This window comes from Exiguobacterium profundum (genome assembly GCF_001909285.1).
Taxonomy (GTDB): Bacteria; Bacillota; Bacilli; order Exiguobacteriales; family Exiguobacteriaceae; genus Exiguobacterium; species Exiguobacterium profundum.
Window position 1 is genome coordinate 2747405 of record NZ_MRSV01000001.1, and the last position, 14630, is coordinate 2762034.

Genomic DNA, 14630 nt, shown 5'->3' on the forward strand with positions numbered 1-14630 from the left:
ACTTTTTCTTTTGACATGATAAGATAGCGAATGAGAATCGTTATCAAAAGATGGGGAAGGTTACTTATGAGTCTATTACGACATGTCGCGTTGAATCAAACCGTCATTTTATCTGATTTGACTAAAACTGATGATCGCTTGCGCCGACGAATGATTTCTCTTGGTTTTTACGAGGGATGCTCGGTTCGTGTGAAGCGCAGAGCTATTTTTTTTTGACCGCTCACCATTGAACAAGTGGATCATCAACAAATTATCGCCATCCGAAGATCAGATGCCGAAAAAATCGGAGTGATTGTACCATGAGCCAACGGATCGCATTGATTGGTAATCCAAATACAGGCAAAACTTCATTGTTTAATCGATTAACAGGTTCATTCGCACATGTGGGCAACTGGGCCGGTGTCAAAATAAAACAAAAAATCGGTCAGTTACATGGGAAAGTCGGACAATTAATTGATTTACCCGGTGTCTATGACTTAGACCCGCTCTCGGCAGATGAAGCGATTGTCTCCCGTTTCTTACTGCATGAACCATTTGACGGGATGATCAATATTATCGATGCTTCACAATTAGAACGTAACTTACAACTTACTTTGCAACTTCTAGAGATGGGACGACCGCTTCAAATCGGTTTAAACATGGTCGACGTCGCAGAAAGTCGTGGAATGCATGTTAATCTCGACAAATTAAAAACGCTCCTCCAAGTAGATGTCTTCCCGATCACCGCACGAACAGGTGATGGTTGTGACGTCTTGCTCTCATCGATTCAAATGGAGAAGCGTCAACCTTTCGAATTAAACTATGGTCCAGAGACCGAAGAAGCGATTACACGCATTCTTCGTTTAACTGGTCTATCGAGAACGGATCGCTGGATTACAATTCAATATTTAGCAGGCAACCGGATTGTCGTCGACCATTTAGAAGCATCATCTCCAGAGATTGTTGCCGTCCGAAAAGAACTGGAAACGGCTATAGGGCGTTTTGCACACGCACACATCACTGAGCGTCGTCGCGATTGGGCGAAACAGATTCGACACCAGGTCATTGAAAATCACAATGCACAGGACGTGACGATGACAGATCGCATCGATGCGGTTGTGACGCATCCTATCTTAGGTTTACCCATCTTCTTCGGGGTACTCTATGCGCTATTCCACGTGACATTTAATTGGGTTGGTGCACCTCTTTCCGATTTATTAGACGGACTATTGTCTGGTCCGATCACATCAGGAACGGTTTGGATGTTAGATGCTGTAGGTGCTTCTCCATTCATTAAAGCCCTTCTCGTAGACGGTGTCATCGCAGGTGTCGGTGGCGTATTGGTTTTTGTTCCGCAAATCTTTGTCCTCTTTTTCTTTATCTCATTTTTAGAGGACTCCGGATATATGGCGCGAGTCGCCATCGTGATGGATCGTTTCATGCAACTCGTCAGATTGAATGGAAAAAGCTTTATCCCGATGATTATCGGATTCGGATGTAACGTTCCTGGAATCATGGCCGCTCGAACGGTCGAAGAGGAGCGCGAACGTCTAGTCACCATCTTCATCTCACCATTCATGTCATGTTCGGCCCGGCTTCCGATTTACGCTGTGTTTGCGGCGAGTTTCTTCTCTACTCATCAAGCACTCGTTGTCCTCTCGCTCTATATGTTGGGAATTTTCCTTGCCTTGATTGCCGCGAAAATCTTTACGAAGGCATTGGCCTCTGAAGATCAGACGAGCTTATTCATCGTCGAACAACCTCCATACCGCGTTCCCCAAGGACTTACCTTATGGCGAAGCACTTGGCAAAAAGCTAAAGGGTTCGTTCGAAAAGCCGGTACATTTATTTTTGGTGGCTCTGTGTTCATCTGGCTACTCGCCTATTCAGGTCCAAGCGGCTTTGATGTACCGATGAATGACAGTTTCTTGGCGATGATTGGTGGTATGATTGCCACATTACTCGTCCCACTCGGATTCGGTACTTGGCAAGCCGGTGCCTCGCTCATCACCGGATTCTTAGCAAAAGAAGTGGTCGTGTCTACGATGGCAATCATCTATGCGGTCGGCGAATCAGATTTATCGGAGTCGCTATTACCAATCTTCACCCCACTCAGCGCGTATAGCTTCATGGCCTTCGTTTTACTTTATGTCCCTTGTTTGGCGACAGTCGCTGTCATCCGGCGAGAAGTGGGTAGTGCCAAGTTGACATGGTTCGCCAGTTTATACGGTTTAGGTGTCGCTTATGTGGTGTCTCTTGTCATTTATCAAGTCGGTCGCTTATTCGGATTGGCGTAAGGAGGAATACCATGTCATTCTTTGACCTACTCATCGGATTCATTGTTTTTGGATATGCCGCATTTTCTCTTTACCGCTACACACGTAAAGCAAAAGGCGGGAAATGTGCAACATGTGAAATTGAACCTACCTGTACAGCGGCGTGCGATGCAGCCGATTGGGATAAAATCATTGCGGAAGCTCTACGAAAAGAGCCTTCCACAATGAATGCAACCACGAAAAAAGACTGAATCGAATTCAGTCTTTTTTCTTTACAGCATATGTATAACCGTGACAATCATCGCGACCACTAAAATCCCCGGTAATAAATTGGCCACACGAATTTTTTTTATTCCAACCAAGTTCAGACCAATCGCCACAATCATGACCCCACCGGTCGCGGTCATCTCTAAAATAAAACTGTCCATGAGCGATTCCGGTATGAATTTCATGATTTGAATGGCGAGTAAGGCGATTCCACCCTGATACAGTAACACTGGAACTGCTGAAAACATGACCCCAATCCCAAGTGTCGAACTTAACACGAGGGCCGTAAAACCATCAATCAACCCTTTCGTGTACAACACGTCATGATCACCACGCAACCCGCTATCGAGCGCCCCGATAATGGCCATCGCCCCGATCACGAAAATGAGTGTGGCCGTTACGAATCCTTCCGCTACACTCGATTGACTTCCAAGTCGCCGTTCAAGTCGATAACCGACTTCATTTAATAATTCATCTAACTTCCACCACTCCCCGAGCGCTGACCCGACGACGAGACTTCCGATGACAATCAAGAAGTTCTCACTCTTCATCCCCATTTGAATCCCAAGCAAGATGACCGCAAGCCCGATTGCCGCAGTCACCGTCTCCTTCATACGCTCCGGAATGCGGTGAAATAAGAGACCTAGCAATGCCCCGACGACAATCAATGCGGCATTGACGAGTGTACCCGTTAGCACCATGTTGCATTCCCCGTTTCATTATGTATTGAAAGGAATATACCAATTGCTTTCGTGCCATGAAAAAAAAAAAAAAAGAGCCACTTCTCGCAAGAAGTGGCTTCGCGGAAACCCATGTTCCGGTGGGTTTCTCGAGGGTTTGGCACCCAAGTGATTCTGACTGGGCTCGAACCAGCGACCTCTACCCTGTCAAGGTAGCGCTCTCCCAGCTGAGCTACAGAATCAGGTCGTGTCCTCTCTTAAGGACACTATTAATATATCAAGAAACTATTGAGTTGGCAACAACTTTTTTTATTTTTTTAGAGACTTTTTATCGTGTCATTTGTTGACGGTCGATATGTCGACATAACCGCTCCAAGTCACCCGCATAAACGGAGACGAGCATATCCTTGTACAGTGTATCTCGATCCCAGTGAAGACCATTCGCTTTGGCGACACGTTGAGATGGAACGTTGTCCGGATGAATCAGAGAAATAATCTCCTTCTCGCCCTCTGAAAAAGCATGCTGCATCAGACGCGCGGCGGCTTCTCGACCATATCCCATGTGCCAATGCTTCGGTGACAACCAATATCCGACTTCCAACTCGATTTTGCCGTCCAATTCATGCAATAGCGTACCTGCGTGACCAATCGGTTCATCACTTTCAAATGTCATGAGCTTCAGGAGACCCGTTTGGCGTCCTGTCTCATAGCGGGCCAATTGACGTTCAAACCATTCAATCGTCTGTTCGTCTGTATACGGTCTCCCATCCGGACTGATGAAGCGCATCACCCGTGGATCTTGGAGAAGCGATTTGACAAAATAGAAATCAGAAAGCGTATACGGTTCAAACCGCAAACGTTCGGATTGCAACTCGACAAGATGCATCGTTTTCCGCCCCCTTTTTTCATCACATAATCTGAAGTAATAAATTCCCGTTTTCAGCACATTTCAATCCTTTACGAGACAATTTTTAAACCGATTACACTACTAATAATCATCAACAAAAAGAAGATACGCCAACGATTTTTTTTTTCGTTCAAATAGAGCATCCCTAAAATGACACCGCCGGCCGCGCCGATGCCTACCCAGATGGAATAGGCAAGACTAAGAGGAATGACCTCAAGTGATTTTGATAACCAATAGAAGCTGAGCGCAAACGATAAAATTGATGCAATCGACCACTTTAAAATCTGGTATCCTTTCGATTTCCCCATAAAGAAAACGGCTGTCATTTCAGCAATTCCCGCTCCAATCAGATAAACCCAACTCATGCTTCTTCCCCTCCTGTCACTTGCTTCAATCCGATGATGCCGATAATCAACGTCGCCACAAGTATTAGTTTCCATCCACTCAGCCCCTCGTCAAACAAGAAAGCGCCAACTATGACTGTGCCGACCGCACCGATTCCTGTAAAAACAGCGTACCCCGTACCGGCAGGCAGCGTCCGAAACGCTTTCGCCAATAATCCGAAACTGAGAATCAATAACACGATTGTCCACAATGTCGGACCTAGAATCGTGAAGCCTTCAGACAACTTCATCGTGGTCGCCCAGACGATTTCGAGTAGTCCTGCAAACAGGAGGGAGATCCATGCACTCTTCTCTTTACTCATCCCAACCCACTCCTTTCTTGAAAATTCGAAACGCAGCTTGTTGTCTCATATTCCGATCCTCTTCAAATGTGAATAACGATAGTAAGGCGCCATCTAAAAAGCAATAGTAGGCAGCATATAGTTCATCGAGCGATTGTACCGGTAAATCGCCACGTTCCATCGCCAGTCGAAATTGCTCTTTCTCAAATCGTTTTAACTTGGTTTCGACCGTACCGATGACTTCCTCGATATACTCTCGAAACTCCGGAGGAGGTACTAGTAACATTCGTTTCGTCAACATCCAAGTCTCATGATCACTAAAGAATGACGTGAGTGTGTTGACAATCGAATCGATTCGTTCTAAAGGTGGTCGTCCAGCCGTATCGTCACAAGTTGTCTGCCATACTTCTTCGTAACGATTCGCCATATCTGACACGACTTGTTTGAACAGTTGTTCCTTCCCATCGATATGGGCATATAAAGAAGCCTTGCGAATCCCTACATCTTCCGCCACTGCCGCTAGTGACAACCCTTCGTAACCATCCCGTGCGAAGCGTGTTCGAGCAGACTGCATGATTTTATCTTTTGTATTCACGTCATTCACTCTCCTTGCCTTACACTTTACCTAACGAACGGTAGGTAGTCAAGTCAGGCGATTGTATTTTGGTTCATGATTCTCCACAATACAAGTAGAAAGAGGTGACGAAAGATGATTGAACAATTGAACGTGTCGATTCCGACGGAGAAGGTACGTGGTCAAAAGCGGATTGTCCGCGTATTTCGACCAGACTGGGTCGACGTCAGCACCCCGCTTCCCGTCCTGTATATGCATGATGGACAAAATGTGTTTTCTGGAAACACTGCTACATATGGAGAAGGTTGGGAAATCGATCGTTGCATCGATCTACTAAGACTCCCGCTCATGGTCGTCGCCATCGCGAGCGCCCCGAACTGGCTGGACCGTTATGATGAGTATTCATATGAGGAAGATGAGATGCTGTATCGACGGATCGGACCCGAATTGGCAAGAACTCGTCCAACACTCGGTGGCCAAGGCCGTATGTATACAGATTGGCTCATGAACGAATTAAAACCACGAATTGACAGCGAGTACGCTACTGACCCAGAAGATGTCGGGGTCATGGGGAGCTCGATGGGAGGTGTCATCTCTCTATACATGATGGCGACCTATCCTTCTATTCGACGAGTTGGTTCCCTCTCCACTGCGGCATGGGCCAATCTTGATCCATTGATCCGAGAAATGGAACATGCTGAGTTCGCCGGTAAACTATATATGGACATTGGCACAAATGAAGAGAGCGGGCCTATCACTCCAAGCGACTACCTATTCACGAATGCGAAACTGATTGACGTCATCGCGCAGAAAGGAATCGCCTTCCGATATGAGGTCGAACCAAATGCGATTCACAACGAATCGGCCTGGCGTCGCCGCTTGCCTCACGCACTGCGCTATCTATACGATTGCACGTAAAAAGAGCGAATTCCGTAACTTTCGGAATTCGCTCTTTTGTTTAGATGACCCAGTTCCCGTCACGCATGATTGCTTCACGCGTCCCGTCTTCCCGTTCACCATCGATATTCATTTCGGCTGACCCGATCATGAAGTCAACGTGTGTCATCGAGTCGTTCGCCCCGTTCGCCGCGAGCTCTTCTTGTGACATCGAAGGACCCCCTTCGAGACATGTCGAGTACGCACGTCCGAGCGCCAAGTGACACGATGCATTCTCATCAAACAACGTGTTATAGAAGAGAAGACCAGAGTTCGAGATTGGAGAATCATCCGGAACGAGCGCTACTTCACCGATACGACGCGCACCCTCATCCATATTCAACAATTCATCGAGAGCCGCTTGCCCTTTTTTCGCCTCCGCTTTGACGACTTTCCCACCTTCAAACCAAAGAGTGAACTCATCAATCAAGTTCCCGCTGTAGCTGAGTGGTTTTGTACTCGATACGTAACCTTCCACAGAATCTTTATCTGCGAGCGTGAAGACCTCTTCCGTAGGCATGTTTGCGATAAAGTCGATGCCATCGACGTTCGGACCGCCACCCCCAAGGAAGACGTGTTTTTTTGGAAGTCCAATCGTCAGTTCCGTACCTGGCGCTTTGTAATGAAGCTTTGCATATTTCTTCTCTGTCAACAGCTTCGCACGGCTACGGAGTGATTGATCGTGTGTATCCCATGCCGCGACAACATCTTCTTGATCCATCCGAGTTGCTGCGAAGATGGCTTGCCATAATGCTGCAACCGCATCATCACGTCCCGGGAATACTTTTTGTGCCCACGCTTCTGACGCACCTGCGACGATTGACCAGCTCACATTGTCGCTCATCACATATTGACGCCACTTCGCAAGCGCTTGTCCTGCTGCACGGTTTGCATCCGAAATGCGTGACGATTCCACACCATTCAATGCATCCGGGTCATCACTGACGATTGACAAGAATGCCGTCTTCTCTTCAGCCAATTGCTCAAAACGAGCCTTCAACCAATCTGGAAACTCTTTGAACGAATCCGCTGGTGCATTGAAATAACGGATCTTCCCTGTTTCTTCGTCGCTCCAGTTGACGAACACTTGCTTCGCTCCGGCCGCATAAGCAGCCTTCACCACGTGACGGACGAGTGGTGCCTGACTGATGTCAGCACGTACTTCTAATTGTTGACCAGGTTGAATGTTCACACCTTTTTTCACAGCTAATTCTGCATAGCGTGCGAAATCTGCCTCTGTAGGCATCGAAATCTTAGACATATGTATCGTTCCTCCTTTTCAGTTATCTTTATTTTCTTAAATTTCAGGAAAAGTTGCAAACAAAACGCAAAAACGGGCATATTAGTAGATGAAGAAAGAAGGAGGAATCCAAATGGCAGATTGGAAAACAACATACACACATTTTTTAAAACAAGCGAAAGAAGACATCCGCGACCGAGAACAATTGGGCGACTTGCTCGTTCAAGGTGAACGCGCACTCGCAAAAGTCACAGTCGATGTGGCATCCAATGAAATCAGTAACATCGAGCGTGAAGAAGAACTGACACTTTACTTCCAGATGAAACAAATGCTGAATATGTTACGCGCGCTTTACAATGAACAATTTGAGATGCAACCCGATAAACAAGAGGAACTTGTTGCGGCCATCCTATACTTCGTCTCCCCATTCGATGCGATTCCAGACGATGTCCCACTCGGACTTTTTGATGATGCTCAAGTCATCGATTACGTACATGAGCAATTAGCGAGTGATATCGATCGATTCCATAATGACATGTGAGACTTGAAATGACGTAAAAGTAGCAGTACGCTTGCAAAAGACTTACAAAAAGGAGGCGTCAGGCCTAGCCATTATCTATGTATGCAAAATCTCGAAAACGGGTTGCCCTCGAAACGGTACTGTTCATCATTGCCGGGACAATCCTTCAGTCTGTCTTTGTCAGCTTACTGCTCAAACCAAATGAAATCGGTTCTGGGGGAATCGTTGGAATCACGTTGATTACGAATGAACTGTTTGGAACCCCCATCGGTTTGACACAGCTCGTGCTTAATATCCCACTCTTTTTATTGGGACTAAAATATTTGGGACGTCGATTTATCTTGATGACAGGAATTGTCGTCGTACTTTCCTCTATCCTCATCGATAGTTTGCCAGTCTTGATTCCCCCGACCCCACTCGATGATCCGCTCGTCGCTTCGGTGTTCAGCGGAATCGTTTCAGGGCTTGGACTCGCACTTCTCCTCTTTGCAGGAGCTTCCACCGGTGGACTCGACATTCTAGGGAAAGTCATCTATATGAATAATCGAAACTTGTCGTTGCCTAAAATTTTTCTGACACAAGACATCATCGTCTATGTGTTGGTCTTCATCGTCTTTGACATCAAAGCTGTCATGTACGCGCTTGTGTTAAGCTTCGTCAGATCCCGTACGTTGCTTACGATTCATAAATTCTTCGCTGCCCAAAAGCAATGCTTCATCATTTGTCAAAAAGCAGACGAAATCAATTTGGTCATCAAGCAGAATTTGAAACGGGGCGTCACCATCATGGATGCGACAGGCGGATATTCGAACGATTCGAAAAAAATGCTGTACGTCGTCGTCCAGAACAATGAAATCCCACGCCTTCGTCAAATCGTGTCTGAAATCGATTCTGAGGCGTTTGTCACTGTGTCTGAAATCGATTCAGTCGTCGGAAACTTTAAAGAACACTCCTATACACTGTAAAACTAAAATTTTCGACAACAATATAGATTGTTGTCGATTTTTTTGTGTAATCTTCGTTCTCCTGTTCCGATAATAAATAAGAGCCCCATACATATAAAGAAGGAGGTGCATGAGTTGTCTGTTTACTCGTTGCGCCAATACGTTCCGGCGATTCTCATCGGAACTTTTTCTACCGGACTTTTATTTTTATTTTTGACCCCGCACGACTTACTACAGATCACGTTGTTCATCTATTATCTCGTCATATCAGGGGCAGCGATTGGCTTTAGCGGAGTAGCTATCTTTAAACATAGAGGTATGCGGCGTTTTATCCATATTTTGATTAGTGCAGGAAATGTATGCTTCACGCTGTACTTACTGATGCACTATCATTCAATCAACGACAATATGCAGTCCTTGTTGTTCCTCCAAAATTTCTTTTATTTAATCATGGCTTTAATCGTCATCACGCAATCGATTGAGTTTCGTACTTTGAAACTACGCACGTTCGATTTATTCGCCCTGTTCAGTTTCCTTTTGATTGGTGGTTTTCATATTTGGTTCTTTTCAACGCAAGACGTCTCACTCGTGTCACAGTTGAGCGGATTCGAAGAGCAAATGTTACTCATTAGCCTCTATATGATGCTCGCATTCCTCTACTTAAATCGAGTCGTCTCAGCCGGTCAACAGTTCCGGATTTTATTGCTCGTCGGAATTCTTGGATTCACGATTGCTTCGATTGCAAACACGTTGGTTGTCTTTTCCGGAATTACACATGAATTGATTCATCTGTTGCAAGTCAGTAGTATCTTGACCATCTCGATTAGCTACTGGGTCGATGATGTATCGGAAGATGCACTTGCCTACGATTCCATTGTCGATTATGTGCTGTATAGTGTGGTCGTCATGATGTTTTTACTCGCTTCCGATCGCCTTCTTGGAACATCCGTAATGGACTCGATGATTGCAAATGCTGTTCTCTTGTTGCTCATTCGTCAGTTTGTCGTCTCCAAACAGAACGCACTCATCAGTCATCGTTTGCATTCCGTCAACACAGATTTGGAAGTTGCCGTGTCGACCAAGGCACATGAATTAGAAATCCGTGAACAGCAATACCGTTCGCTTTTTGTCTACCATTCAGAACCGATATTCTTATTCGACTTGCATGGCGAAGTGTTATCTGTCAACGAGGCCGGCAGCTCTATCTTAGGACTGACAACCGAAACACTACTCGGCTCAAACATCTTAGACATCATTGAATCGAAAGACCGTGCACCTTATACCATCATTCTTCAAGAGTTGACGAACGGTCGTCCCCGAACAATCGATGTGCGTGTGATGACCGACGAAGGGGAAACACGCGTCTGGCAATTGGTCAACGTCCCAATGATCATCGAGGGAGAAGTCGAGGGCATCTACGCTATCGCTAAAGACATCACCCAGATGATCGAGCAACAAGAACAAATTCTGTATCAAGCTAAATTCGATAGTTTGACCGGTCTTCATAACCGCTACGCACTTCAAGAGCAAATCGAACGTTTGATCGAGGAAGGGCGTACGTTCACATTGATGTTTTCCGATTTGGATGGATTTAAAGAAATCAATGATCAATTCGGTCATCATATGGGTGACCAGTTATTACAACATATCGGAAAACGGCTGCGGACTGCACTCTTGCCGAACGAATATGCCGGGCGACTCGGGGGCGATGAGTTTATCGTCGTCGCGGAACATGGAGACGATGAGATGTTGACGGAACGATTGCGGCGGCTTGTCTATCGTCCCCCGTATTATATGGCCGGGACACTCGTCGAAGTCCATGCCTCGATCGGGATCGTCCGTTTCCAAGAGCATGGGAAAAAATTAAAGCACTTGCTCTCGAATGCCGATTTGGCGATGTATCGCGCGAAAGACAAAGGTCGTGACGAAACCGTCATGTTCGAACCAGAGTTACGGGAGGACAAAGAAGAGCGGAAAGTGTTGATGGAAGGGCTTGAAACCGCACTTGAAAAAGGCGAGATTTCCCTTTTCCTTCAGCCTCAAGTGGATGCCTCGACGAAAGCAATCATCGGAGCAGAGGCGCTCATGCGCTGGCAACATAACGGTGCGTTCATTCCACCAAGCCAGTTCATTCCGATTGCTGAAGAAACGGGACATATTCAGGATTTAGGTCGTTGGATGATTCATGAGACATTCCAATTGATTCACGTATTTGAACAAGGCGACATCCATTTACCGAAACTATCGGTCAACTTATCCGTCCGTCAGTTGTTTGATGAACACTTGATCGATTACTTGAAAACATTGTTCGAGCGGTTCCCGATTGAACCGTCACGCCTTAATTTTGAGTTGACAGAAACCGTGGCCGCACATCATTCGGATCGTGTATTAAATCGCATTTTAGAGTTAAAAGCACTCGGCATCAAGCTGTCTATCGATGATTTCGGGACAGGGTACAGTTCACTCGCATACCTCGTCCGTTATCCAATCGATGAACTGAAAATTCCTCGTGAGTTCACGATGCAGCTTGAAGAGAATCGCGAATATCAAATGGTCACGACGACCATTGTCGCCATGGCACGCCAACTCGGTATGGCACTCGTTGCCGAAGGCGTCGAAACCGAGTACCAGGAGACGTTCCTTCGTAAAATCGGTTGTGACTCCATGCAAGGATATCGCTATGCGAAACCGATGCCGCTCGATGAATTTGTCATTTACTACATGAAACACACAACGCCTTGAACCGGTTATTCGGTTCAAGGCGTTTTTTCATCTCATCTCGTACACTTTGACTTCTCCCGGTTTCAAATCGACCACGAGATTCCAATTGTCATCAAACGAATGCTCCGCATACGGCCACGAATCAGGTGAATAGACCATCTCCGCAAAACGACTCGCACTCCAATTTCGACGTCTCACCCCATCAAGCGTGACAACTCCTCGTAGCGCATCTACCATGTTCGTATTCGCTACGATGAGCAACGTATCATTCGTTTCCGGTCGTAACCAAGCGAATCCAATGAACGGGGCGAACGGCTCATTTAAAACGAGCGGTTCAAAGTGATTCGGATCCACGAGCACATCTAACCATCGACGTCGAATTTCAGCCACTTGATGCATCACTTCAATCATTTCATCCCGTTCTGGATGATCCCAATGAAACTAATACGCATCAAAAAACGCAAGCTTGCCAAAATAAGGATCCGTCGGGAAGAGTTGATACGCCTCTTCCGGTCGACAATCGAGTCCAGTGTTCATCGGTTGTGTCTCATACAATTCGAGCCCCGAGTTCGTCATCGGAACCCCATTAGGCATAAATCCGTTCAACACCGTCAACAAACGGCTTGCTTTTCGTCCGCCTTCCCGTGTCGCGAGTCGTCGCGTATCTGCCGTTTCACCTGCTGCAAATACCGGAAGAGGTAAAAAGCGTGAATCGTATAAGAATTGATGGGTTTCATGCGTGTTGAATCGCGGTTCTTTATAAAAACCATATCCGATAATCATATTATAGCCAGCGTCCTTCGCCGCCCAGGCTCCGGACTCGATGAGTTCTTCAGCGATAAAGCTGAAATTCGAATCGATGGCACGCGGTTGTTCCAAAATTCGTTGTGCTAAATCGACCGGAAGGGCATGACCCATATCAATACGCGCTCCATCTATACCGTATTCCCGTTGATAGTGAGGAATGATATCAGCGAGCATCTCCCAAACAGGTTCATTGATCTCATTTCCTCGGAATTGATTGGATTTGATCGAGTCAAACAGGATATAAGGTGCAATGTTCGCATCGTTCACATAAGGTGCCGCTGCAAGCGGATGGTCTAAGAAAAGTCGGAAATAGGTTACGTCTGACCATGGTGGTTGCGGGTCATTGATACAATCCGAGAAAGCAGGTGCAGTTGTCAATCCGAACTCTCGTTCAATCATCGCCAATACGTTTTCTTCTGGATGCTCGAGCAACGTGTTACGTACACGATCCCATTTCTCCGCATCAATCAAATTCGGTGCCATGGAGAACCGTCGCAAGTGTTGCCATACGTCTTCTGAGTTATACACCATCGGCAAGAAAGCAAATTCCGGTTTGACGTTCTCCCCAATGCCCGGAACATATGGCGGATGATAGTAATCGACTTCCGTCAAGGGAATCCAGTAAAACCATTCCGGGTTTTCTAAGATGAGACGGTTATCTCGGGCACACGTCCGCGGGATGACATCGATGACGACACGAATCCCTACCATGTGACAGGCCTCCACGAATGCGGCAAATTCTTCTTCGACCGTCATCTCGTCACCAGTTAACGTTTCCTTTAACTCTTCATCAATTGCGAAAAAGTCTTGAACGGCATAAGGAGAACCGAATTCACCCTTCTTGTTTTTATGGCTGTGTTGCGAAATCGGCAAGAGGAATAATGTATCGATCCCCATATAGAGAAGATGTGGAATCAATGCAAGCGTTTTCACAAAAGTGCCTGTGTCTTTCATTCCCACTGAATTCTCCCTTTCAACGTAACCCGACCCGTCATGGTCCCATGAGGTCGATGTACGAACTTGCATGGAGTAGACCGATGCCCGTTTGATCCAATCCCCCCCGGTTTGTAAATGTCCGTCTGCAAGCGCAATGGAAGTACGATAGTCGCGACTTTCATGTGCATACGGGAAAATCGTTTTTTCAATCAAAAACAACAAAAAATCATATGGATTGACACGTTCCACCCCATCTCGAACCGGCTCGGAATGGAAACGCATGCGATTCCAAAGACTCGGAATCTCATAGGTAAGATTGGTTCGCTTGTTTCGTAAAACCTGGCACAGCTTGTGTAACGTCGAGTTCTCTGACATATTGACTCTCCTTATGCATCTAATTGTCTTCTCTCATCAAGAGACACTACTCTTAATGATTATACATTTCCCCGTTTTTATTTTTTTCAAAAAAATATTTTCTGTCGTTTTTTACAAAATCATGTACGATGTAGAAGAAAGGAGGGTCACGATGTCACAACGAAAGTGGATTTTATTATGGATCAGTTTATCAATCTTATCTATTTCGATTATTTTTATTTTTATTTTTCATTTGAAAGAAACAAATGAGCGTCTCGAAACCATTCAAGGCGAACAACTCGACTCCTATGAATCGATTGAAGACGTGATGTATTATAACGTCGAACGGGCAAATGCCATTCGTGGATTACTCGCATATGAAGACCGACACTTTTTAGAGATGTACTATAGCATGTCTCGACAAGCCAAAGACCTTAAACAATCCATCATCGATGACCCGGACACACCGAGCTCTGTCCTCGATTTACTCGAACGAGATGCCATTTGGGAAAAGGAAGCCGACCGCGTTCTCGTCATCTATGAAGAAGGCGACTTAGTGAAAGCGACGGCTGTCGCAGAAACGATGACAGAACTTCGGCAAACGATTTTAGAAGATTTACGGTCTCTCAAACAAATGCAATACAAAGACATTCATAAAGAGTTGATTGCGGCAGAGAATCAAGTATCTTTCTTGACACAAGTCCTTTTCACCATCACTTTTTTATTTTTTGCTATTATTGTCATCCTCACCTTTATGTTGTTGCGCATTAAAACGCATCACGACAGAATCGAATAAAAAAAGAA

16 protein-coding genes and 1 tRNA gene are annotated in these 14630 nt (G+C 45.8%); 8 read left to right on the forward strand and 9 right to left on the reverse strand.

Features of this window, described 5'->3' with window-relative positions; all coding sequences use genetic code 11:
- Positions 1 to 66 precede the first annotated feature (66 nt).
- The 3 genes from BBB58_RS15530 to BBB58_RS14185 all read left to right on the forward strand — a co-directional run bounded on the left by BBB58_RS15530 (position 67) and on the right by BBB58_RS14185 (position 2506).
- Complete coding sequence (locus BBB58_RS15530) at positions 67 to 216, forward strand: ferrous iron transport protein A (RefSeq protein ID WP_244150763.1); 150 nt, start codon at positions 67 to 69, stop codon at positions 214 to 216.
- Between the two features lie 83 nt (positions 217 to 299).
- On the forward strand, positions 300 to 2276 hold the full coding sequence (gene feoB, locus BBB58_RS14180) for a ferrous iron transport protein B (RefSeq protein ID WP_074037782.1): 1977 nt from the start codon (positions 300 to 302) through the stop codon (positions 2274 to 2276).
- Between the two features lie 11 nt (positions 2277 to 2287).
- A complete protein-coding gene (locus BBB58_RS14185; protein WP_035387786.1) occupies positions 2288 to 2506 on the forward strand; it encodes a FeoB-associated Cys-rich membrane protein in 219 nt (72 codons plus the stop codon).
- A gap of 21 nt (positions 2507 to 2527) precedes the next feature.
- Here BBB58_RS14185 and BBB58_RS14190 read toward each other — a convergent pair whose 3' ends face one another.
- From BBB58_RS14190 to BBB58_RS14215, 6 genes are all read right to left on the reverse strand, one after another.
- Positions 2528 to 3223 carry a DUF554 domain-containing protein gene (locus tag BBB58_RS14190; RefSeq protein ID WP_074037783.1) on the reverse strand — a complete coding sequence of 232 codons (696 nt, stop codon included), beginning with the start codon at positions 3221 to 3223 and terminating at the stop codon, positions 2528 to 2530.
- 148 nt (positions 3224 to 3371) lie between these two features.
- Positions 3372 to 3444, reverse strand: a tRNA-Val gene (locus BBB58_RS14195).
- Positions 3445 to 3530: 86 nt separating this feature from the next.
- On the reverse strand, positions 3531 to 4088 hold the full coding sequence (locus BBB58_RS14200; protein ID WP_084543120.1) for a GNAT family N-acetyltransferase: 558 nt from the start codon (positions 4086 to 4088) through the stop codon (positions 3531 to 3533).
- A 71-nt stretch (positions 4089 to 4159) separates the two neighbouring features.
- Positions 4160 to 4474 (reverse strand): DMT family transporter, encoded by a 315-nt coding sequence (locus tag BBB58_RS14205; RefSeq protein WP_074037784.1) that lies wholly within the window; start codon positions 4472 to 4474, stop codon positions 4160 to 4162.
- Positions 4471 to 4815 (reverse strand): DMT family transporter, encoded by a 345-nt coding sequence (locus BBB58_RS14210; protein WP_074037785.1) that lies wholly within the window; start codon positions 4813 to 4815, stop codon positions 4471 to 4473. Before BBB58_RS14210 ends, BBB58_RS14205 begins: the two co-directional genes overlap by 4 nt.
- A complete protein-coding gene (locus tag BBB58_RS14215; RefSeq protein WP_074037786.1) occupies positions 4808 to 5389 on the reverse strand; it encodes a TetR/AcrR family transcriptional regulator in 582 nt (193 codons plus the stop codon). The genes BBB58_RS14210 and BBB58_RS14215 overlap by 8 nt, the downstream gene beginning before the upstream one ends.
- A 114-nt stretch (positions 5390 to 5503) precedes the next feature.
- On the opposite strand from BBB58_RS14215, the gene BBB58_RS14220 reads away from it, so the two are divergent.
- Complete coding sequence (locus tag BBB58_RS14220; RefSeq protein WP_074037787.1) at positions 5504 to 6286, forward strand: alpha/beta hydrolase; 783 nt, start codon at positions 5504 to 5506, stop codon at positions 6284 to 6286.
- A 40-nt stretch (positions 6287 to 6326) separates the two neighbouring features.
- Here BBB58_RS14220 and BBB58_RS14225 read toward each other — a convergent pair whose 3' ends face one another.
- Positions 6327 to 7565: an aminopeptidase gene (locus tag BBB58_RS14225; RefSeq protein WP_208606717.1), complete on the reverse strand. Its 1239-nt coding sequence runs from the start codon at positions 7563 to 7565 to the stop codon at positions 6327 to 6329.
- 112 nt (positions 7566 to 7677) lie between these two features.
- On the opposite strand from BBB58_RS14225, the gene BBB58_RS14230 reads away from it, so the two are divergent.
- The 3 genes from BBB58_RS14230 (at position 7678) to BBB58_RS14240 (ending at position 11750) form a co-directional block, all read left to right on the forward strand.
- Positions 7678 to 8085: a YkvA family protein gene (locus BBB58_RS14230; RefSeq protein WP_074037788.1), complete on the forward strand. Its 408-nt coding sequence runs from the start codon at positions 7678 to 7680 to the stop codon at positions 8083 to 8085.
- A gap of 77 nt (positions 8086 to 8162) precedes the next feature.
- Positions 8163 to 9029: a YitT family protein gene (locus BBB58_RS14235; protein ID WP_015880767.1), complete on the forward strand. Its 867-nt coding sequence runs from the start codon at positions 8163 to 8165 to the stop codon at positions 9027 to 9029.
- A 105-nt stretch (positions 9030 to 9134) separates the two neighbouring features.
- A complete protein-coding gene (locus BBB58_RS14240) occupies positions 9135 to 11750 on the forward strand; it encodes a putative bifunctional diguanylate cyclase/phosphodiesterase (RefSeq protein WP_244150764.1) in 2616 nt (871 codons plus the stop codon).
- A gap of 27 nt (positions 11751 to 11777) precedes the next feature.
- Here BBB58_RS14240 and BBB58_RS15535 read toward each other — a convergent pair whose 3' ends face one another.
- Entirely contained in the window at positions 11778 to 12140 is a 363-nt protein-coding gene (locus BBB58_RS15535) for a hypothetical protein (RefSeq protein WP_244150765.1), read from the reverse strand.
- Between the two features lie 30 nt (positions 12141 to 12170).
- Positions 12171 to 13847 (reverse strand): alpha-amylase family protein, encoded by a 1677-nt coding sequence (locus tag BBB58_RS14245; protein WP_244150766.1) that lies wholly within the window; start codon positions 13845 to 13847, stop codon positions 12171 to 12173.
- A gap of 151 nt (positions 13848 to 13998) precedes the next feature.
- Between BBB58_RS14245 and BBB58_RS14250 the strand changes: the two genes are divergently transcribed.
- Positions 13999 to 14622 carry a hypothetical protein gene (locus BBB58_RS14250; protein WP_074037790.1) on the forward strand — a complete coding sequence of 208 codons (624 nt, stop codon included), beginning with the start codon at positions 13999 to 14001 and terminating at the stop codon, positions 14620 to 14622.
- Positions 14623 to 14630: the final 8 nt, after the last annotated feature.